This is a genomic window from Chloracidobacterium sp. (genome assembly GCA_016716305.1).
In the GTDB taxonomy this organism is placed as follows: Bacteria; Acidobacteriota; Blastocatellia; order Pyrinomonadales; family Pyrinomonadaceae; genus OLB17.
Genome location: JADJWP010000002.1, coordinates 2,481,725 through 2,501,724, shown reverse-complemented (window position 1 = coordinate 2,501,724; position 20,000 = coordinate 2,481,725). Strand labels below are relative to the sequence as shown.

The following is a 20,000-nucleotide window of genomic DNA, read 5'->3' as shown; positions in this document are numbered from 1 at the left end:
TTATTCCATCACATGTGCTTTCTCGGCCCGCTCGCCGAGGATCTCACGGTAAAGCGATTCCGTCTCGTCTATCATCCGATCGAAAGAAAATCGTTCGGCTGCTCGCTTTCGCGCTTCGTCCCCCAACGACTTCTTCCGATCCGGGTCTTTTATCATCGCAGCGATCTTCTCGGCAAGAGCGACCGGATCGCTGACCGCAACGAGCTGGCTCTTATCGACGACAAGCTGACGCGCCCCTTCAGTATCGGTCGCTACCACGGCCTTGCCGTGGGCCATCGCCTCAAGTATGGCGAGGCCGAAACTCTCTGTATGCGATGGTGATACGAAAAGATCGATCGCGGCATAGAATTGACGTGTGTCTTCGAGCCAATCGAGCCAGAGAAAACGGTCATCGAGGCCAAAGACCGAGACCAGCCGTTTGAGGTCGCGGCGAAATCGCTTGTCCATCGAATGGTCCTGCCCGACGATCACAAACCGGCTTGCAGGAAATGCGTTTGCGACCTGCGGTGCTGCAAGAACAAGGTCGCGTTGGCCCTTTAGCTCCTTAAGTTCGCCCAGCGTGCCGACCACAAACGTATCTTCCGGAATACCGTGTGCTTCGCGAAATTCCTTCCTGAACTGCTCGGCCTCGTCTTCCGGCGGTGCCTTTACATCAATGCCGTTCGCGATCACCGCGACCTTGTGTGATGGAAATACTCGCCGAAGCTCCTCTCCGACCGCCTCCGAGACGCCGATCGCACGTTCGACGTTCTTTAGAGCATACTTGTTGAACGGCTTGAGCGGAAAGAGCACATGCCTGGTAATGACGAACTTTGCATTCGGGGCCGCCATGCAGGCAATACTCGCCGGAATGTAGTCGCGTGCCACATGAGCGTGGATCAGGTCGATCTGGTTGTCGCGGGCAAATTCGGCTATCCGCATCGCGCTCAAAACGCCGAATGAGTTTCTGATCGAGACCTGAAATATATTCGATGTCGGCAAGAAGCTGAGGCGGTGCTGCCAGACGCTTGTGGGCCTTAATGCTGCAAATACCTCGTGCCCGCGTCTCTGCAGGCCACGGCACAGATCGACCACATGGCGCTCGCCGCCGCCATAAGTCCGCGCCGATGATATCTGAAGTATCCGCATTGGCCTGAAAAGCTAATCTTAAGGCCACGGCGGGAAATTACCAAAAAGAAAAAGGCACGCCCCAAAACGGGACGTGCCTGACCTAATGCTTCACAAGCGTGAAACTAGAATTGGAAACGTGCAGCAAACTGTACCTGACGTTCACGGAACAATGTGCTGTCAGTACCCGTGACCTGGCCGTACGACGCGTTGTAGTTCAACGTACCGGTCGTGCCTGAGCGGTTGTACTGGGTGCTGTTCGTCGAGAAGATGTGAGTTTTGTTGAGGAGGTTGAATGCCTCAGCCAAAAACTCGATCGACATCGTTTCGGTAAAGCGAAAACGCTTTGAAAGCCGAAGATCGATGTTCGTCAGGGCCGGAAGCCTCTCCGAATTTCGACCAAGTATCGGATTCCAGTTTCCGCCGTTCGTTCCGTTCAAACTTGTTCCTGAGATCGTCGCGCTGAACGGACGTCCTGAGAAATAGTTTAGGATCGGAGCAAGCGACCAGCCGTTCAGGACGTAATTACCGATCGAGGACCTGCTTCCCTTGTAGAAGTTCGGCGCCCAAACGGCACTCGCGACGATGCGGTGGCGAGTGTCGAAATTACTGAATCCCTGGTCATAGCTGCCGTCGAAGATATCGTACGGGCTATTGGTCTGTGTGAACGTTGCCGAGTTCTGATTGTTGTCGATCGAACGCGACAGCGTGTAGCTGGCTGAGAACTGAAGACTATTCGTGAAGCGACGCTCTGCTTTGAACACGAACGCGTCATACTGCGACGTGATGGTGCTCTCGATGCTCGTCATCGCCTGTGTTCCGGCTCCCGGTACACGACCGTAAAGCGGAAGCGTGAAGGTCCGTCCGTCAAGCGGGCCGCCGACAAACGAATAGTTCGTCTGGCCGGTCCGGACAAAGTTCTTGTCGATGAACGTCGGCAGATTACGACCGAGGCTGCCGATGTACGAGACCGAAACGACCGTGTTCCTTGCGAGCTGGTGTTCGAGGATCACATCGTACTGGTGAATTTTCGGAGCTTCGAAGTTATCGGCAAAGAAAACGACCGCTCCGCCGGCTGCCGTCAGCTGCGACGGGCTCAAGACCTGCGGGAAAATCGGTGAATTCGCAGCGGTTGCAGCGACCTGAACCTGGAACTGGCCGCCTGGATTGCCCGTGTTTACAAGGGCGTTGTACGCCGTCGAGTTCTGGATCCGGCCAAAATAGATACCGTAACCGGCACGAACCGAAGTGCGGCCATCGCCGAAGATATCGTACGCCAGGCCGATACGCGGCCCGAAGTTGTCATTATCGCTCGGGATCGACGAAGTTGCCTCGGCCAAAGTACGTCCGTCGTTCGGGATCACGACCGTGCTGCTGTTAGGCAGAACAGCTTCCGGCAGGCTGATGTACTCATAGCGAAGGCCGAGGTTTACCGTCAATCGCGGGGTCACACGAAAATCGTCCTGCATGAAGAAGTTGTAATCCCAACTCTTCATTACCAGGCCGGGCGAGCCGATGCCCTGCTGGTAGTTGCTCGTATAGCAGCGGCCTACTGTGCGGGTTCCGGTCGCACAGACAGTGGCACCGGGCAGCGGTGTCACGTAGTTGACGTAGTCAATGATGAAATCATTGATGTTGTTATAAGAATATGCACCGGCCTCAAATCGAAGGTTCGCGATATCGTCTTCGACACGGTTGATGTCGGCACCGAATTTGATGTTGTGGCGTCCGCGGGTGACCGTAGTCGTATTCGCAAACTGCCAACGGGTCTCATCTGGAAACTTCGGACGCTCGAGGAAGGTCGGGGTACCAAATTCAAGTCCGTTCGTAATGAAAACGTTCGGCGAGCGAACGCCGCCAACCTGCGTGTTCGAGGTCGTCGGTTCACCCGGAAGCGGCGGTGTACTGAATTGATATTCGAGGTCGCGTCCCCACTGGAATCGGAACTCGTTCAAAATGCTTGACGAGATCGACGAAGACAATCGGCCGTTGACCGAATCGACTTCGACGAAGTCGTCGCCAAAATTCGACCGGCTTCGGGTATTTACGGCCTGCGTCTGGATGCCGTTGGGCGATTCCCAGCGGAGGCGGTTGTAACTGATAGCGAACGAATTCTTATCGTTAATGATCCAGTCGATCTTGGGGAAGAACAATGTCTGGTCGCCCGATCGCGGGGTCTCGCCTGTCAGAGAATTAAGAAACGCAAGGGTCGAATCGATCTGTGCGTTCGTCAAGCCGCGGCCTGTAAGCAAGGTGCGGTTCGCAGTGTTGAGAAAATTCGGATTCGAGAACACGCCCAAACCCGGGAAGTTTCGCTTTTGCTGGTCGTAGCTGAAGAAGAAGAATAGCTTGTCCTTCGCTATCGGCCCGCCGATCGCGCCGCCAAAGCGTTCGCGAAGGTCTTTCGGTTTAGCAGGGACGAGCGTAGAAACGCCGTTTATAAGGACCGAGTTGAAAGCGCGCGGGTTGCGGGCTCCGTTTCGGTTATTGCGGTTGTAGTAAAACGCTTCGCCGTGAAATTCATTCGTACCGCTTTTTGTCACAGCGTTGGTCACGCCGCCCGCCGAACGTCCATATTCTGCCGAATAGTTCGAGGTGTTGACCTGAAACTCGCGGATAGTCGATTGGCTGATGACGTAGCCGATACGCGTACGGCCGCGTTCTTCCGAAAAGAACGCCTGGTTGTTGTCGCCGCCGTCAACCGTATTGTTGTTCAGCAAGCCAGAAACGCCGCGAAAGCTGATCAGGCCAAATGTTCCGTCAGGAACAGCACCCGGTGTAAGAAGAGCGAAATTCGACCAACGGCTGCCGTTGATCGGCAATTCATTGATCGCGGTCTGGTTTATGTTCGAAGCGTTTGAATTGTCGGTCGTATTGATGACCGGCGCTTCTGCTGTGATCAGGACCTCGGCCGATTGGCCTTCGACGACGAGACCGATGTTGACGTTCGTGGTCTGTCCGACCTCAACGATGATGTTCTCAGCGGTGAAGGCAGCGAAGCCCGAAACCGTCGATTCCACCTTGTAGCGGCCAGGCTGCAGATTGATCACGCGATAGTCGCCGTTACCGGTCGCTGTCGTGGTCGTTGCTTGATTAGTGCCTAAATTCGTAACTGTAACCGTCGCGTTCGGGACTATCGCTCCCTGCGGATCGGTCACGCGACCGCTGATCGCTCCCGTTACGGTCGACTGAGCATATACCTGCCCAAGCCCGACAATTAGTCCCAACATTATCATGCCGAGAATTCTGAAGCTGAAGTTTTTAGTCATTTGTTTTTTGACCTCGTTTTTTATTGATATTGTGCAATATTGCCGTTCAAATAGTTAGGTCTTTCGGATATTTTGGATTTTTCTATTGATTTTTGAATATCCGATGTTCCCTCTCTGAAGCTGTTTCCGAACGAAACAATCACCTAATTCCCCGGAAAAATCGTATAAACTGTTGTACTTACATACCTTAACCCTGTTCGCACGAAAGCCCTCATACGTTTGAAGTAAAGGCCGCCGCGGGAACTGGTTTAGATCGTGTTTTCAAAAGGCAAATCGAGTTCCTAAGTTACCTCGTCGCCCGATCCGCACGGATAAACTTAAACAATACGGCTTAAAGATTAAATGCGGGTTACATCACCCCAGTTTTCTCGGCTGATGCGGCCAAGCCTGATCAACGCATGAATAAAACCCTCAAAATTCAGAATCCGACATGATTTTGCTTACGAATCCGGGTATGACGGCCGTAAATCATCGAAATTTCTGAATTTACGGGAAACCTTTTTCCCGCTTGTGCATCAAAGCGATTTGTGAAAAGATACGCAAGCGTTTTTGCAAATGTAAAGGGTCGATTTTCCGGATAATTGCCGGAGAGCCGGAACTCCTTTTAGAAAAAGGCGTTCATCCATCTAGTTGAAACTTGACTTTTTTGTAAAAATGGCGTAACTTGTCGGGTCTTGTTCTGTTATTTTTGATCATAGGACAGAGGGAAGTACTTTCTAAATAAGAAAAAGGGGGTTATATATATGGCACAGATAGAATATGCGACGTCGTCGTACAAAACACCGCTTCACCACAGGATCTTGGCAAATATGCCCGTGAAAGCGAGCTGGGTAGATGCAGAAAGCGGTCAGAAGATCACAGTGGACGGGATAACCGAGAATATCGGCGAATCCAGTACTTTGGTAAACCTTGAGGTCTTGCCGCCCGTTGGCAGCGAGGTTCGGCTTCGGATACTTGAAGAAGAAAAGACGCTGATCGACGTCGCGACCCGAGTTATTCGAGTCGAACGCGACCCGAGCAAACCGCTTGCGGCTCTTTCGGTTCTCGATGGGCTGAAAAAGTGGAAAAACACCGCAATGGAAGCCGCCGAGCGTTGGGTAACCAGGCATTGGCAGTTGAATTACGAAGAAGAATGGGTAAATTAAACGTTCTTTGGATGTCAGTTTTGAATTAGCGGGGATAGTTCTCCGCTTTTTCTTTTTCTTTACGGCCGCCTTTGCCTAAAGACAATAGCGGAAAGCCAACTGCATCGGCCTCTGCGGCATCATTGACTACAATGAGATCTTTCATTTCGATCACGTTCCTGCTTATCATTTGCGCCGTGAGCTTCGGCCAGTCTAAGCCATTATCGCAGGCCGAATACGTTCGATTGCTTTACAGCCTTGAAAAGAACATCGCCGAAAGATCTGACTTGATAGACGCGCTTCGTCGTCGCGGAATAGATTTTACGCTGACCGACGGCCTTCGATCGCTTACGCGAACAAAAGGCCGAAACGACCAGGAACTCCGACAAGCCCTCGAAGAGGCCAACCGACGCCGGATCGACCCAAGCATCGGCAAACCGCCTTCGGACAAAGAAGCGTCAGAGCTGCTCGCCAAAACCAAAGAAAAAACCCTTGCTGCGGTCGAGGAAATGCCCGATTTCGTTGTCAAGCAGCTTATTCAGCGTTCCGCTGCATATGCGGGGACGAATAATTTCAGAAACCTCGACCGTTTGGTCGTAGCCGTTAGTTATCGGGCTTCAGGCCAGGAAGAATACAAGGTGCTTTCGGTAAACGGGGCGGTCCAGACCAACCCTGAACCGAAACGGACCTATGAAGAGGTCGGCGGGACAAGTTCGACCGGTGAATTCGTTACCGTACTGGCTACGATCTTCAAGCCCGAAAGCGAGACTCGCTTTGATGTCGTCGACACGGATACGATAAGAGATCGCAGAGCGATCATTTTCGAATTCAGCATCGAGCGGGACAGGGCCAAGCAGCAGATAATCGCTTCGGGCACGGTCAAAGACTCGACGATCACCGGAATGAAAGGACGGCTCTGGATCGATCGTGACCTGCACCGCGTGCTAAGGATCGAAAGCGAAGCGACCGAGATACCCGAATCATTCCCGATCCGGTCCGCTCGGCGGATCATCGAATACGATTGGGCCGCGATCAGCACTGAAAAATACCTGCTTCCGTCACTTTCCGATGTCCGGCTGACATTCCGCGATCAGAGCAGGGTCTTCGAATCGCGCAACGTCATCAGGTTTCGCGAATATCAGAAGTTCGGGACCGAGGTCATTATTGTCGAAAGCGATGATGAGCCGGTTCAGGAAGAGAAGCCGCAGGACCGCTGAAGGTGAAAAAATATCATTCGGACAGATCAAGGATAAGGTCCTCTGTCGTTTTTGCGGCATTGTTGTTATGCCTTATCCTTTCGTTTCGGGCCGCTTCGCAATCCGGCCCGCCAAAAGAAGAAAATAAACGCGAGGCTGATTTGGTAGAACTCATCCGATTGGATAATTCGATAAAGCTCGATATCCGCTACGCAACATCAAATAACTTTGTCGGCAAGGCCGTTTACCCTGAGGCACGAGCATTTCTGCAAAAGCCCGCGGCCGCGGCCCTGGTTCGCGTCCATCGGCGCCTTGCAAAGCAGGGCTTGGGGATCGTTGTCTTTGACGGTTACCGCCCATGGACGATAACAAAGTTATTTTGGGAGGTAACGCCCGCGGACAAACGTAAGTTCGTAGCTGATCCTGCTCGCGGGTCGAAACACAATCGGGGCTGTGCCGTCGACCTCAGTATGTTCGACCTAAGTTCCGGGAAACTCGTCCCGATGCCTTCGGACTTTGATGAATTCACCGAGCGAGCTTCACCAGACTACACGGGCGGAACCGACGAGGAACGTAAGCATCGCGACCTGCTCAGACAACTGATGGAAGCTGAAGGCTTCACCGTAAATCCGAACGAATGGTGGCATTTCGACTATAAGGATTGGGAAAGCTATGCGATCTATGATCTTACGTTCAATGAGGCCGAAAAAATGTACTGAGGTTCGTCATTACACGAACGAAAGACGCCGCGGGGTCGTGCCCTCGGCGTCTTTTTATTATCAAGGCAGTTCATGCATTCGTCTGCATCATTCTGCTGCCGGTTTTGCGGCTTCCTTCGGTTTGATCGCCTCGATCTGAAGCACGACCTTGACCTCGTCGGCGATAGCCGGAACGCCGCTCGGAAGATTGTTGCCGTAGTTCACTCCGAAATCACGTCGATTGATCTTGGTGTCGGCGGTCACACCCATTCGCGGTCCCTGGCGGTCGTTGCCGGGCAAAAATCCCGTTATCTTGAATGGGAAGGTCATCGTTTTGGTAACGCCCTTCATAGTAAAGTCGCCGGTGACCATAAGGTCAGCTCCTTGCTTTTCTACCTTGGTGCTTGAAAATGTCATCTCCGGGAACTTCTCGACCTCAAAGAAATCCGCTGTTCTGAGGTGATTGTCACGGCCAGTGACACCCGTATCAACGCTTGTCATCTTTGCAGTGAACGCCACTGACGATCTTGAGACATCCGCAGCATCATATTTTACAGTGCCGGTAAAATCACGGAAAAAGCCCGGAACTTCGATAAGTCCCATATGTTTGACCTTAAAGCCAATGAACGAATGGGCCTTATCAAAATTGTAGGTGCCGGATTCGCCTTCTGCGTTGGTTGAACCATTGACTACGAACCTCTCAGCGAACTGCTGCTCGACCGCATTTGACGAACCGTTCGACATTAAAAAGACGGCGAAAAGAACCACCATCGCGATGAATATTGATCGTTTCATATCTTCACTCCCCCGAAATTCACAAATTTTTGTTGATCAGAACATTTTCCGAGCTATTTTACCGTCAGAGTCAGGCTAAACGAAGCGCGCTTCACATTTACGGTCGGCCGTTTTCTTACAAAGACAAGGTAATCGCCCGATTCGCGTGCCGTAAATTCATATTCAGAATAGCGATCATGATCGGTCACGAATTCAAATCCGTCGCCGATGATTCGAAAATCGAAAAGGCTGCCTCGTGGCTTCGATGTGACCTTCAGGCGGACAGTTTGCCCGGCGGCCGCCCAAAACACATGGTCCATTTCCTGGCCGTTCGAAAGTGTTCCGCTGGCCGTAGCTGTTGACCTGCCCTTCGCGATCGCGATCCGCTTCGGTTCGGCTTTGCCGCCTTGTGATAGCACGTTCGGTGCGATCAAGATGACGAGCAGCAATATCTTAATTGACCACGAATACATAAAGCGCCGTCGTACCGAGAAATCACGTTAGCGTTTTGCTACTATAGCCGAATATGAGCAGACCTGAAAGAAACGAATACGCCGAATTTTACGAAGGATACGTCTCGCTTGTGACCGAGGACGATATTGCGGCGGTGCTTGCCGAGCAGCCGGCCGCAATGCGATCGGCCCTTGCCTCCATTAATGACGACCACGGTGCCTACGCTTACGACGACGACAAATGGTCGATCAAAGAGGTCATCGGACACATGATCGACGGCGAACGGGTGTTCGGGTACCGATTACACCGTATCTCTCGTGGCGACAAAACACCGCTTTCCGGGTTCGAACAGGAACCCTATGTTGAGCTTGGGCGGGCCAATGATCGGCCGCTCGAAGAGCTCTTTGAGGAATTCGAACTTCTCCGTAAGGCAAATGTCTTGATGCTGAACCGCTTCAGTGACGATCAGTGGACGTTTCGCGGCACCGCCAGCGACGCCGAAGTTTCGGTACGTGCCCTTGCGTTTATCATGGCCGGCCATGCACGCCACCACATCAACATCCTTCGTGAACGATATCTGGCTTAGATGAAGTTCGACGCGATGATCATCGGCGGCGGGGCGGCCGGCCTTTTTTGCGCGATCGAGGCCGGAAAGCGAGGGCGCCGTGTCCTGGTGATCGAGCACAACGCCGAGGCCGGACGCAAGATAATCATATCGGGCGGCGGACGCTGTAACTTCACCAATCTCAACACCCGCCCTGAGAATTTTCTTTCAAACAACCCGCATTTCGCCAAGTCGGCTCTTGCCCGCTTTACCCCGCAGGATTTCATCGATCTGGTGAAGAAGCACCATATCGCATTTTACGAAAAGAAACTCGGGCAGCTCTTTTGCCGTGAGCGCTCGCATCAGATCGTGGAAATGCTGCTCGACGAATGTCGGCGCGCAAAGGTCCGGATCGAGACGAATTGTTCGGTGATGTCCGTTGCCAAAGGCAGCGGATTCCTCGTCGAAACCTCGAAGGGAACGTTTGTGGCCAGCAGCCTTGTCATGGCGACAGGCGGCCTTTCATTCCCAAAGATCGGTGCGACCGACCTCGGTTACAAGATCGCGAAGCAGTTCGGCCTAAAGGTCGTCCCGACGCGACCATCGCTTGTCCCGCTTGTTTTCGCTTCCGGGATCAAGATCGATGGTCTCGCTGGCGTATCGATCGACACGAACGTTACTGCGGACGGCCACAGTTTTCGCGAGAACATCTTATTTACGCACCGCGGAATGTCGGGCCCGGCAATTTTGCAGGCGTCGAATTATTGGCGGCCTGACACGCCGGTTGCGATCGATCTGGCGCCGGACGTCGAACTCGCTGCCGCTCTAGGCTCGCGCGCCCGAAGCCGGAAGATGCTGGTGAATTACCTTTCTGAGATCTTGCCGCATCGGTTCGTCGAAAATTTTGCCGAAGGACGTCTGCCGAATAAGCCGATCGACCAGTTAAGCAAAAAGGACATCGATCTGGTCACGGGAGCGCTTCACGATTGGAAGGTCAAATTTCGCGAGACCGAGGGCTGGAATAAGGCCGAGGTTACGCTCGGCGGGATATCGACTGATGAACTTTCGTCGCAAACCATGGAAGCAAAAAAGGTTCCCGGCCTTTATTTTATCGGAGAGGTGGTTGATGTGACCGGCTGGCTCGGCGGATACAATTTTCAATGGGCCTGGTCGTCCGGTCACGCCGCAGGGCACGCGGTCTAGCCATCGCGAAAGTCGGTGATGTCCATTCCGTAGGTTTTCTTCACATGTTCTTCTTGAGCCGCGGTGACGTTTCGCAGGTTCTCAAGACGCCTTTGGCTCTTGCTAATATGTGTCTTTGCCCGTTCGGCCATGTGTTTCAAAAGGTCGCGTCCCTCGTCAAACTCGGCCTCGCATTTTCTGAACAGATCGAACAATTCTGAAGCCTCGTGCTCTTTACCTTCCTTTGTCAGCTCCTTCAATCGATTGTGGACCTGTGCGATCTGACGGATGCACCGGACAAGCTCGTCGCCGACCGATGTGCCCGTGACCATCTCGGGGCTGACGCGGTATTCGCTCATCAATTTGTCGAGCATCTGTTGGTCGCCGGACGAATATGCCCGGTTGAGTTCGGTCATAAGGCCATGACGCCTTTCCTTTTCATCGCTATCGAGAGCAAGGTCGGGGTGAATGACACGTGCGATATTATGATAGGCCTTTTTTGCTTCCGGAGTCGGTTCCCAGAATTCCGCTTCTTTTTCAGCAGCGGCTTTCGCTCTTGCAGCTGATTCTTCGGCCAGCCGACGCAGTTCTTCGACCTTTTTCTTTATCTCTTCGTCGTCGGGCACAAGCTTTAGTTCTTCTTCGGCGATCTGTGCGTCGATCTCGTCCTGTTCGGCGTAAAGCCGCCCGACCTCGATCGTGTACCGGGCCTCAAAGCGCTCGAGTTCCCCTCGAAGATCGATCACCTCTTCTTCCCGGTCAGCCAGCCGGTCTTTGAGACGCTCCAGAATTCGGCGTTTCTTGACCAACTCTACTTCTTCGGGCGTTTTCGGATGCATAAAGGTTGAATTCTACAGCAGTCCCTGAGACGTTCAAAAGACCGGCGACCCCGGCGGTCTGCTATGATTCAGTGATGCAGTTGCAAGTGCTCGGTTCGGGAACTTCGGTCCCGCATTTCAAACGAAGCAGCTCGGCATATTGGCTCGAGACCTCGGGCGGTTCGATACTCCTCGATTGCTCGCCCTCTTCGCTGCATCGGATGGCGGCTGAGGGATGTGACTGGGCATCGCTGGATGCGATCTGGATCTCACATTTTCATCTGGATCACGTCGGCGGCCTCGCCCCGTTTCTTTTCGGCACCAAACACGCACCCGAGACCCGATCGCGGGCGAAGCCGCTGCGCATCTTCGGCCCGATCGGCTTGCAGGCATTGCTGAGGAGGTTTGACGAAGCGAATGGTTATCGCTTGCTCGAGCAGCCATTCCCGATCGACGTCATCGAGGTCGAAACGCTGCAGCCATTCGAGATGGTCACCGGCGTAAGGGCCGTCGCGGCAAAAACGCCGCACACAACGGAAAGCCATGCGATCCACATACAGGACGATGACAATGTGTCTCTCGTTTTTACTTCGGACACCGGATTTGCCGAACCGCTGGCGGCGCTCGCCCGCCATGTCGATCTTCTCATCCTCGAGTGTTCGTTCTTTAAGGACAAACCGATCGAAAAGCACCTCGAACTTGCTGAGGCGATCTTTCTGATCCGCAAGGCCGCACCAAAACGCGCGTTGCTGACGCATTTCTATCCAGAATGGGACAATGTGGTTTTTGCCGAGGCGATCGCGAGGTTCGACCCGCATTGCGAGATCATCGAAGCAACCGACGGCCTGCGTATCGAACTGAGAAGGGACGACACCAATAGTAAGAACTGAAAACCGGGGTCAGGCTTTCAGTTCTTGAAATTGATTCGAATTGAGCGGATCTGCTCGTTAACCGTTCACGTTCCGTTTAGCCATCGCCATCAGGTCTTCGGGCATCCATTTTTCGGTCACCTTATCCTCGGCTTCTGAAATGCGCGAGCTTCGGTGCCGCCAGTCTTTCGTCGGATCGTCTTCGCGGCCAGATTGCTTCGGGTAGTTCTCAACTTGCTCGAGGCTGATGATGATGCCGTGAGCCACGTCGTTCCAGTCATCGTTCTGAATGCCCCGAAGCACGATCGGCAAGCCTGCGGTCCAGTCCTCTTCCGGAGCTATATTGTCATATTCCGGGATTGTCAAATATGCCGTTTCCGGCATCGGTTTTCCGCTGAACTCGCTGACGATCTGGGCAGAGACTTCCTTGTAAGAACCGTTTGGCTTCGCCGCGCGTATCTCTAAGGCCCGGCGGAAAATATCGGAAACTGTCGGTCTGTCGCTCATATGATTTTTGGTAGTTTACCACATTACGTTTCGAATTTCTTTGCCGAACAAGGGCTGAGGGCCGTTGGGAGCCGCTATATGTTAGTCTTTGTTTCACCGTTATGAACCGACGAATCTATCAACTCCATCTGATCCTTGGCATATTTGTTTCCGTTCCGCTATTGGCCTGGGCCTTGAGCGGTTTTCTCTATTCATTGCCGAATACGGTCGAAGGCGGCGTGGTCGAGAATATCGACACCGGCCGTGTAATGATCGCGCCGGCCGACGCGGTGGCAAATGCCAACGAACTTGCCGGCCGCACGCTCCCGATCACGGCCTTAACGTTGCTGATGAAAGACGGCCGGCCGCAATATCAGGCGATCGGCGGGCTAGGTGCCGAATCGATATTTATTGACGCTCAGACCGGTGCCGCGACGTATTCGAAGCCACCGTCGCTGAGAACGCGTTTCTTTCGCGAAGCTCATTTCTATTTCTTCGCCGGCTCGTGGCAGGTTCCTCTGCTGATCTTGTTTTCTGGCTTGGCGGCCTTATCCGCACTCACGGGCATCTACCTGAACATCGCTTATTGGGGAAGCCGATTGTTTGGCAGAAGAGGTGCGGCCGAGTGATCGGGTCGAACCAATGCTTGTTTTGCGACATCAGAACCGTTAGGCTTTTCTATAATCAATCTTATGAAGGTCATTACAGCATTTTCGATCGTTCTGCTTTCATTTGTTTTCGTATCGGCTCAGAACGAGCAATCGCCGATCGTTGCGAAGACGATCAATTACCGCAATTGGAGTTACAAAAATCTCAGCGGCGACGGCCAGACCGACTTACGTGCGTTCACTCAAGGCAAGAAGTTGGTGATGGTGGTCTATTGGGCTCCCTGGTGCCCAAACTGGCGTCACGACGTCGCATTTGTTCAGGGACTTCACGAAAGATACGGCGATAAAGGGCTTGCGGTGATAGGCGTCAGCAATTACGCCAAGGTGAGCGAAATGAAGAACCACACATCATTTTACAAGCTGACCTTTCCGAACGTCTTCGATTCCGTCTCGACCACCGACCGGCTGACGACCGAACATTACCAGCAGCGTACGGTCGCCGGCGACACACGGAAATGGGGAACGCCCTGGTACATCTTTCTTGAACCCGGAAAGCTCGAATCACAGGGTGATGTCATCGCCAGGAATGTCGATCTGGTGAACGGTGAGCTGATAAAAGACGAGGCAGAGAAGTACATTCGCGAAAAACTCGGCCTCGGTGCGAACGCGATCGGAAAGATCGGCAAGAATGAGATCGAGGTATGCGACCCGGCAACGAATGCGTCAGCTTTGAACAAGCCGTAGGCCGGCTTCATTGTTACCGCATCGCAACCAGCGTATCAGAGAGCTTTTCGACCACAAGAAGCAGCGGCTTGCCCGATTCGCTGAATCGTCCTGATCGGGCAAGGTCTTCTGACTGATTGCTCAATTCAGTTATCCCCTGTATCTGCACCAGGTATCTCTTGAGAGGTTCTTTCGTTCGAAATTCCACCTCAAGCGTAGCCAAGCCCGCCTGTAGGTTTCTGATTGCCTGGATCACCTCGCGCTTGTTCGTCTCGTTCTGATCGATGGCTGCCTGGACGATCTTCTTGGTCCTCGCCTCCTTGTCAAGATCCTCAATTCCCCGCGCGATGCCCCCGAGAGCATAAATGAACTTTGTTACATTTTTTATCTGGATCGAGAGCTTTTCAGCGCCGCTTTTGGTGTCGGCTACCGTCGCCGCCGGCACCGTATTCGTCGTTACGACTTTTGGAGTCGGCGGTCGTTTTGCCGGCGTCTTGCGGGTCTGGGCGTCGGCCCCGAAAGCGAATATAGTGGTCGAGACGACCAAAACCGATAGAATTCTCAATATTTTCATTAGATAGCCTGCCTGTTCAAAACCAATGTAAAATTTTATCATAGTATAGATGCACAAAAGGCAGCTAGAGGTTCGACGTCTTGGCCGGATCGACTACGGTTCGGCTCTGACCCTGCAAAGATCGCTTGAACACGAGGTTATTGGACGTCGAGAGCGAGACTACCTCTTATTGCTCGAGCATCCTCATACTTACACGATCGGTCGACGGGCGAAAGAAAGCGGTATCCTGGCCTCGGCAGAGGTTCTGAGAAGCCTCGATGCCGAGGTCTTTGAGACAGACCGCGGCGGCAAGGTCACATATCACGGCCTTGGCCAGATCGTCGGATATCCGATCATTAGCCTTTCACCGGACCGCGAGGACGTTCATAGATATGTCCGCGACATTGAGGAAGTGCTCATCAGGACCATGGCCGATCACGACATCGAAGCGTTTCGCATCGAAGGTCTGACGGGTGTCCATACGTCCGATGGAAAGGTCGCGGCGATCGGGATCCATATCAAACGGTGGGTCACGACACACGGTTTTGCACTAAACGTGAACACCGACCTTAGTTATTTTGATTGGATCATTGCCTGCGAAGGTGAACCGGTCACCTCGATGGACCGTCTGCTTGGCCGCGATCTCGATCTGAGACAGGTCGAGGACCGATTGATCGCGAATTTTTCGGCCGTTTTCGGGATCGAACACGTTCTCGCGGATAGTTCGATAGCAACAAGCATGGCTACAGCCGCTGAAACGGTCGTTTAGGGTTGTAGAATTTTGGGGGAATTATGAAGTATATTTCGATCTTTTTTGCCGTGACATGCTCAATGATGCTGATCGCATGCGGCGGTGCTCAAACCGAACATTCGAACCACTCGAGCAATGCTAATACCAACGCGGCACCCGCCGGGCCCGTAAACCTGTCACCTGCGGACACGCCGCAGCGCATCAAGGACATGATGGCGGCTCGGGGCGAGCAGGATTCGGCCGCACCCGAGGTTGCGATAACTGCTCCGGTTGACGGCGCCACGGTCGAATCTTCCACCGTTCGGGTTCAGCTTGCCGTTGGCGGAGATCTGAAAGGCTACAGACCCGGGATGGATCCTGAGACAAAAATGGGCAATCACATCCACGTGATCCTCGACAATCAGGCTTACGAGGCCTATTACAACATCGAGCAGGAGTTTGAGCTCCGAAACGTCCCCGACGGCGAACACACGCTCCGAGTATTTGCCTCGCGGCCGTGGCACGAAAGCTACAAGAACGAAGGCGCCTTTGACGTCGTGAAGTTTACGGTCAAGAATGGCGAAGCAAACCTCGATCTGCCGGCAACGACCAATTCCGGCCAGCAAATGTCGAATTCGAATGCGAATGCGAACACGAACGCTGCACCGAAGCCAACACCCGAGGGTAAGGACATGCCCGTATCGACCGGCGGTGCGATCGATGTCAAAAAACCGCTCTTGACTTATAGCCGGCCTAAGGGCGAATACAAGGCGGCGGACGCTGACCCGATAATGATCGATTTTTGGTTGGCAAATGCCAAGCTCGTCGGCGACGGCGGTGAATATCGCGTACGCTATTCGGTCAACGGCGGTGAGCCGAAAATGATCGAAAAGTGGGCACCGCTCTGGCTTTCAGGCTGGACCGCCGGAAAACATACGATCAAGCTCGAACTCGTCGATAAAGACGGGAACGTAGTCGACAACGGCGGCTATAACTCGACATCGAGAGAGATCACGGTCGTAAAGTAGCTGTGATTATTCGCAGGACGAGCCCATTTCGGACTTACAGAGACCGACATTATCCCGGACGATCATGAACTGGACCTATCTCGCCATAGCCGGATTGCTTGAGATCGCATGGGCGATCGGGCTGAAATATACCGAAGGCTGGACACGGCTCGTGCCCAGCCTTATTACCGGTGTGCTGATGATCGCGAGTTTTTACTTCCTTTCGCTTGCCGTAAAAACACTGCCGATCGGAACAGCTTATGCGGTTTGGACCGGTATCGGCACGGTCGGTGCTGCGATCTTGGGGATGTTTTTATTTGATGAGCCCAGGGATATTGTCCGTATCGCCTGTATTTTTCTGATAATTGCCGGTATCGCGGGCCTCAAGCTGACCTCAGCGAATTAAGCGATTTCAGAATTTCGTTATAGAATTGAGGTTTTCGATTATTGAGAACCTCTTTTCTTTTGGAGCAGAGTTTTTTTATGAGACGCGACATAACCTCGTGGTACAGCCACAATCTGAACATGGACATGCCGCTTGTGGCATACGGACACGCAGGCTACCCGCTGCTGATGTTCCCGACGGCAGCGGCGGATTATCTTGAGTATGAACGGTTCTATCTGGTGGATTCGATCAAGTGGTTCATCGAGAACGGCCTGATCCGCGCGTATTCGATCAATTCAGTTAATAAGTACAGCCTTTTGAACAAAGAATCGCATCCGGCATGGAAGGTCGAGATGCTCGCGCGGTATGACCGCTATATCACCGACGAGGTGCTGCCTCTTATCCGGAACGAATGCGGCAACGACGCCCGCCCACTCACGACCGGAGCCAGTCTCGGAGCGTTTCTCGCGGCAAATACCTATTTCAAACATTCCGATGCGTTTCGCGGAACCATCGCGATGAGCGGAAGCTACAATATCTATAATTATCTTGAGAGCTACTTCGACGACAACGTCTATTTCAATAACCCGATGATGTATCTCAAGAATCTCAACGACGATCATCACCTTCCGCGGCTTCGCAATGCAGATTCGATCGTCATCGTTTCGGGCCAGGGTTCATACGAGGCGCCGGACCGCAGCCGCGACCTATCGGGCGTTCTGCATTCGAAAGGGATCCCTCACCTGCTCGAGCTATGGGGACACGACGTAAATCACGATTGGCCGTGGTGGCGTAAGATGCTGCCATATTATCTCGGCAGATTTTGTGAACGATAAAAGTGAAAGCCCGGAGCGAATGACTCCGGGCTTTTTTGCTAAAGCACATTCAACGCTGAACTGCGAAAATTAACCTTCGCCTTTCTTGCCTTTTCGCTTCGTCCCCTCAGGAGCCGACGGCGGGTCGTTGTTTCTTGCGGGCGGCGGCTGGGTGACCGGGCGAACTGGCGGCGGCGGGTCGTTGCCCGGATTGGACCGTTGGATATCGATGCTCTTTTCTGTATCGGACCCGGTACCTGCCGGTGCAGCGGTCGTCGAATCGGCCGATTCAGGCTGGGTCGCCGTCGTCACCGCGCCTGACTTTGCAGCCTGCAGATCGGCACGCGCGAGCTTTTCAAGTTCTTCGCGACGGTTGCGTTCCATCAGTGATCGGATCTCTGACGGCATTGGCGGCGTCCGTGGAAAACTCTCGCGGGGCTTATCTTTCATGAACGGGATCATGAACGAATTGAAGATCGGAAGTGCCGTTCCGCCGCCGGTCATGCCGGCACCGAGCGATTCCTTTCGAAGCGGATTTCCCATCCAAACGCCGGTCACGTACGACGGCGTGTAACCGACAAACCAGACGTCAGTGTGTTTGTTGACCGTACCCGTCTTGCCTGCCAGCGGATGGCCGCCCGCACTCGCACCCGGAGCCGTCCCGCCGCCTGAGGTGACGCCGCGCATCATATCGACCATTGTCAATGCGACATATTCGCTCATCACCTTCGAGCTCGATCCGTCATATTCTTCCAGCAGCGAACCGTCACGGCTGTAGACCTTTCTGATCAGATGCGGCTGCATGCGGATGCCTTTGTTCGGAAATGCCGAATATGCAGCGACCATTTCGAGCAGCGAGGCTTCGGACGCACCGAGCGCTGACGGCAGACTCGGGGCCATCGGGTTCGTGATCCCGAACCGCCTCACCATTTGTCCGCCGGCCTGGATCCCGACCTGTTCCAGAAGGTGGACCGCGGCGAGGTTGTACGATTTGGCCAACGCGACCTTCATCGGAACATTCGGATGGCTCGGCGAACCGTCGTAATTGGAAGGCTGCCAGCCACCGCGCTTGATCGGGGCACCGCTAACGAGCATATCGGGGGTCATGCCGTCTTCGACCGCCGCCGCATAGATGAACGGCTTGTACGCCGAGCCGGTCTGCCTCAATCCCTGCGTCGCGTTGTTAAAGCGATTGGTATGATAGTCGTAACCGCCGACCATCGCGACGATCTCGCCGTTCTTGGCGTTGATCGAAACGATCGCCGCCTGAACCTCGGGGACCTGTGCCAACTCGACCTCGAGTATCTGATTCTGATTGTCTACCTTCTTGATCAGGAACTCGGCGAGAAAGCCGGGCTTAAGCTCGTCCTTCGGACGCTTCCCGCTCCGGCCCATGTCCTTCGGTCGAACCACGGCCTTGTACCGGCCAAATCTTACACCCACTTCATCGGCTGCCGGATTGGCCCGAACGACAAGGCCCTTGATGTATTCGCCCTCGTCATATTCGTCACCGTACCAATCGGCGTGTTTATAGGTGTTAAGGACCTTTGTAATGTCCTTTTCATCCGTCAATGGCTGTCCGTCCGGATCAACAAGCACGTTCTGGTAATCCGAACGCCACTTGCGTCCGCGGTCATAGGCCCGAAGTTTTTCTCTGATCGTTTTGGTCGCTATCTTTTGCGCTTCTACGTTGATGGTCGTGTAAACCTTCAGCCCGCCCTGTGCAACGCGCGTCGTATATTTGTCTTCGAGGTACTTCCGGATCTCTTCGACCGGATAATCCCAAGGCGTCGATTTCGGAAGCGCCTGGTAATATGCCGTGTCGGCAAGTTTGATCGGTTTGGCTTTCGCGGCCTCAGCCTCATCATTCGAAACATACCCGTATTTTGCCATCTGATCGAGCACGATATCGCGGCGAGCCTTGGCCTTTTCCATGTTCCGCGTTGGCGAATATTCCGGCGATTTCGGGATCGCTGCAAGCAGAGCGGCTTCTTCAAGATTCAGCTCTTTCAGGGATTTGCCGAAATAGGTCTTCGAACCGGCCTCAAATCCATACGCGCCCGCACCAAGAAACACATAATTCATGTACATCTCGAGGATCTGACGCTTGGTATAAAAACGCTCGATCTGAAGAGCTACCATCCACTCGTTGATCTTTCGCGAATAGGTCTGGTCCTTGTAAAGGAACAAGTTCTTGGCCAGTTGCTGAGTTATGGTCGAGGCACCTTCCATTCTGCCGGTCGTAAAGTTCTTGAAGACAACGCCGACAATTCGATAGGGATCGATACCGATATGATCGTAATACCGGTAATCTTCGATCGCGAGAAGTGCATTCTCGACATTTTTCGGGATGTCCTGCTCTTTGATAGGGATCCGCTTTTCGATCGCAAATTCGGCAAGTACGGTCTCGCCGTCGTCGGCATATATCGTGGTCACCTGCGGCGGCCTGTATGTTGCAAGCGCAGACACTTCGACGGAGTAGCGCGAATTATTCAGATAATAAGACGCAAGTACGCCCGTGATCGCACCGGCCGAGACCGCAAGAAGGACCGCCATCAAAAACCAAAGAGCTTTTGTCCCGAGTCCGCTCCGCGATTCTATCGATCCGACCTCTCGTTCAACGATCTTTCTTTCTCTTGCCATAAAAACCTCAATGACC

Annotated in this window: 20 protein-coding genes; 12 read left to right on the top strand and 8 right to left on the bottom strand. The window is 53.5% G+C overall.

Features of this window, described 5'->3' with window-relative positions; all coding sequences use genetic code 11:
- Both IPM28_13410 and IPM28_13405 read right to left on the bottom strand, forming a co-directional pair.
- Positions 1-1,128, bottom strand: a complete 1,128-nt coding sequence (locus IPM28_13410) for a glycosyltransferase family 4 protein (GenBank protein ID MBK9173980.1) — start codon at positions 1,126-1,128, stop codon at positions 1-3.
- 104 nt (positions 1,129-1,232) lie between these two features.
- Positions 1,233-4,376 (bottom strand): TonB-dependent receptor, encoded by a 3,144-nt coding sequence (locus IPM28_13405; GenBank protein MBK9173979.1) that lies wholly within the window; start codon positions 4,374-4,376, stop codon positions 1,233-1,235.
- Positions 4,377-5,119: 743 nt separating this feature from the next.
- Between IPM28_13405 and IPM28_13400 the strand changes: the two genes are divergently transcribed.
- The 3 genes from IPM28_13400 (at position 5,120) to IPM28_13390 (ending at position 7,415) form a co-directional block, all read left to right on the top strand.
- Positions 5,120-5,521: a hypothetical protein gene (locus IPM28_13400; GenBank protein MBK9173978.1), complete on the top strand. Its 402-nt coding sequence runs from the start codon at positions 5,120-5,122 to the stop codon at positions 5,519-5,521.
- A gap of 131 nt (positions 5,522-5,652) precedes the next feature.
- The gene (locus IPM28_13395; protein MBK9173977.1) at positions 5,653-6,717 is read left to right on the top strand and encodes a hypothetical protein; all 1,065 of its coding nucleotides are present in this window, start codon (positions 5,653-5,655) and stop codon (positions 6,715-6,717) included.
- A 74-nt stretch (positions 6,718-6,791) separates the two neighbouring features.
- Positions 6,792-7,415 (top strand): M15 family metallopeptidase, encoded by a 624-nt coding sequence (locus tag IPM28_13390; GenBank protein MBK9173976.1) that lies wholly within the window; start codon positions 6,792-6,794, stop codon positions 7,413-7,415.
- A gap of 87 nt (positions 7,416-7,502) precedes the next feature.
- Here the strand turns inward: IPM28_13390 and IPM28_13385 are convergent, their stop codons facing one another.
- Both IPM28_13385 and IPM28_13380 read right to left on the bottom strand, forming a co-directional pair.
- Positions 7,503-8,189 carry a YceI family protein gene (locus tag IPM28_13385; GenBank protein ID MBK9173975.1) on the bottom strand — a complete coding sequence of 229 codons (687 nt, stop codon included), beginning with the start codon at positions 8,187-8,189 and terminating at the stop codon, positions 7,503-7,505.
- Between the two features lie 53 nt (positions 8,190-8,242).
- Positions 8,243-8,641 (bottom strand): hypothetical protein, encoded by a 399-nt coding sequence (locus tag IPM28_13380; GenBank protein ID MBK9173974.1) that lies wholly within the window; start codon positions 8,639-8,641, stop codon positions 8,243-8,245.
- Positions 8,642-8,694: 53 nt separating this feature from the next.
- Here IPM28_13380 and IPM28_13375 point away from each other — a divergent pair, with 53 nt between their 5' ends.
- The gene (locus IPM28_13375) at positions 8,695-9,207 is read left to right on the top strand and encodes a DinB family protein (GenBank protein MBK9173973.1); all 513 of its coding nucleotides are present in this window, start codon (positions 8,695-8,697) and stop codon (positions 9,205-9,207) included.
- The gene (locus IPM28_13370) at positions 9,208-10,368 is read left to right on the top strand and encodes an NAD(P)/FAD-dependent oxidoreductase (protein MBK9173972.1); all 1,161 of its coding nucleotides are present in this window, start codon (positions 9,208-9,210) and stop codon (positions 10,366-10,368) included.
- Here IPM28_13370 and IPM28_13365 read toward each other — a convergent pair.
- Entirely contained in the window at positions 10,365-11,186 is an 822-nt protein-coding gene (locus tag IPM28_13365; GenBank protein MBK9173971.1) for a hypothetical protein, read from the bottom strand. The two genes, IPM28_13370 and IPM28_13365, sit on opposite strands and share 4 nt — an antisense overlap.
- Before the next feature lie 5 nt (positions 11,187-11,191).
- Here IPM28_13365 and IPM28_13360 point away from each other — a divergent pair, with 5 nt between their 5' ends.
- Positions 11,192-12,055 carry an MBL fold metallo-hydrolase gene (locus IPM28_13360; GenBank protein MBK9173970.1) on the top strand — a complete coding sequence of 288 codons (864 nt, stop codon included), beginning with the start codon at positions 11,192-11,194 and terminating at the stop codon, positions 12,053-12,055.
- A gap of 57 nt (positions 12,056-12,112) precedes the next feature.
- Here the strand turns inward: IPM28_13360 and IPM28_13355 are convergent, their stop codons facing one another.
- Positions 12,113-12,541, bottom strand: coding sequence for a hypothetical protein (locus tag IPM28_13355; GenBank protein MBK9173969.1), 429 nt, complete (start codon positions 12,539-12,541; stop codon positions 12,113-12,115).
- Between the two features lie 101 nt (positions 12,542-12,642).
- Here IPM28_13355 and IPM28_13350 point away from each other — a divergent pair, with 101 nt between their 5' ends.
- The gene (locus IPM28_13350) at positions 12,643-13,149 is read left to right on the top strand and encodes a PepSY domain-containing protein (protein ID MBK9173968.1); all 507 of its coding nucleotides are present in this window, start codon (positions 12,643-12,645) and stop codon (positions 13,147-13,149) included.
- 63 nt (positions 13,150-13,212) lie between these two features.
- A complete protein-coding gene (locus IPM28_13345; GenBank protein MBK9173967.1) occupies positions 13,213-13,872 on the top strand; it encodes a redoxin domain-containing protein in 660 nt (219 codons plus the stop codon).
- A gap of 13 nt (positions 13,873-13,885) precedes the next feature.
- Here the strand turns inward: IPM28_13345 and IPM28_13340 are convergent, their stop codons facing one another.
- Positions 13,886-14,425 (bottom strand): hypothetical protein, encoded by a 540-nt coding sequence (locus tag IPM28_13340; GenBank protein MBK9173966.1) that lies wholly within the window; start codon positions 14,423-14,425, stop codon positions 13,886-13,888.
- Between the two features lie 49 nt (positions 14,426-14,474).
- Here IPM28_13340 and lipB point away from each other — a divergent pair, with 49 nt between their 5' ends.
- From lipB to IPM28_13320, 4 genes are all read left to right on the top strand, one after another.
- Positions 14,475-15,173, top strand: coding sequence for a lipoyl(octanoyl) transferase LipB (gene lipB / locus IPM28_13335; GenBank protein MBK9173965.1), 699 nt, complete (start codon positions 14,475-14,477; stop codon positions 15,171-15,173).
- Positions 15,174-15,196: 23 nt separating this feature from the next.
- Positions 15,197-16,162, top strand: a complete 966-nt coding sequence (locus IPM28_13330) for a hypothetical protein (GenBank protein ID MBK9173964.1) — start codon at positions 15,197-15,199, stop codon at positions 16,160-16,162.
- Positions 16,163-16,226: 64 nt separating this feature from the next.
- Positions 16,227-16,547: a quaternary ammonium compound efflux SMR transporter SugE gene (gene sugE / locus IPM28_13325; GenBank protein MBK9173963.1), complete on the top strand. Its 321-nt coding sequence runs from the start codon at positions 16,227-16,229 to the stop codon at positions 16,545-16,547.
- Between the two features lie 77 nt (positions 16,548-16,624).
- Complete coding sequence (locus tag IPM28_13320) at positions 16,625-17,362, top strand: esterase family protein (GenBank protein MBK9173962.1); 738 nt, start codon at positions 16,625-16,627, stop codon at positions 17,360-17,362.
- Positions 17,363-17,431: 69 nt separating this feature from the next.
- Here the strand turns inward: IPM28_13320 and IPM28_13315 are convergent, their stop codons facing one another.
- Positions 17,432-19,984, bottom strand: a complete 2,553-nt coding sequence (locus IPM28_13315; GenBank protein ID MBK9173961.1) for a PBP1A family penicillin-binding protein — start codon at positions 19,982-19,984, stop codon at positions 17,432-17,434.
- Positions 19,985-20,000: the final 16 nt, after the last annotated feature.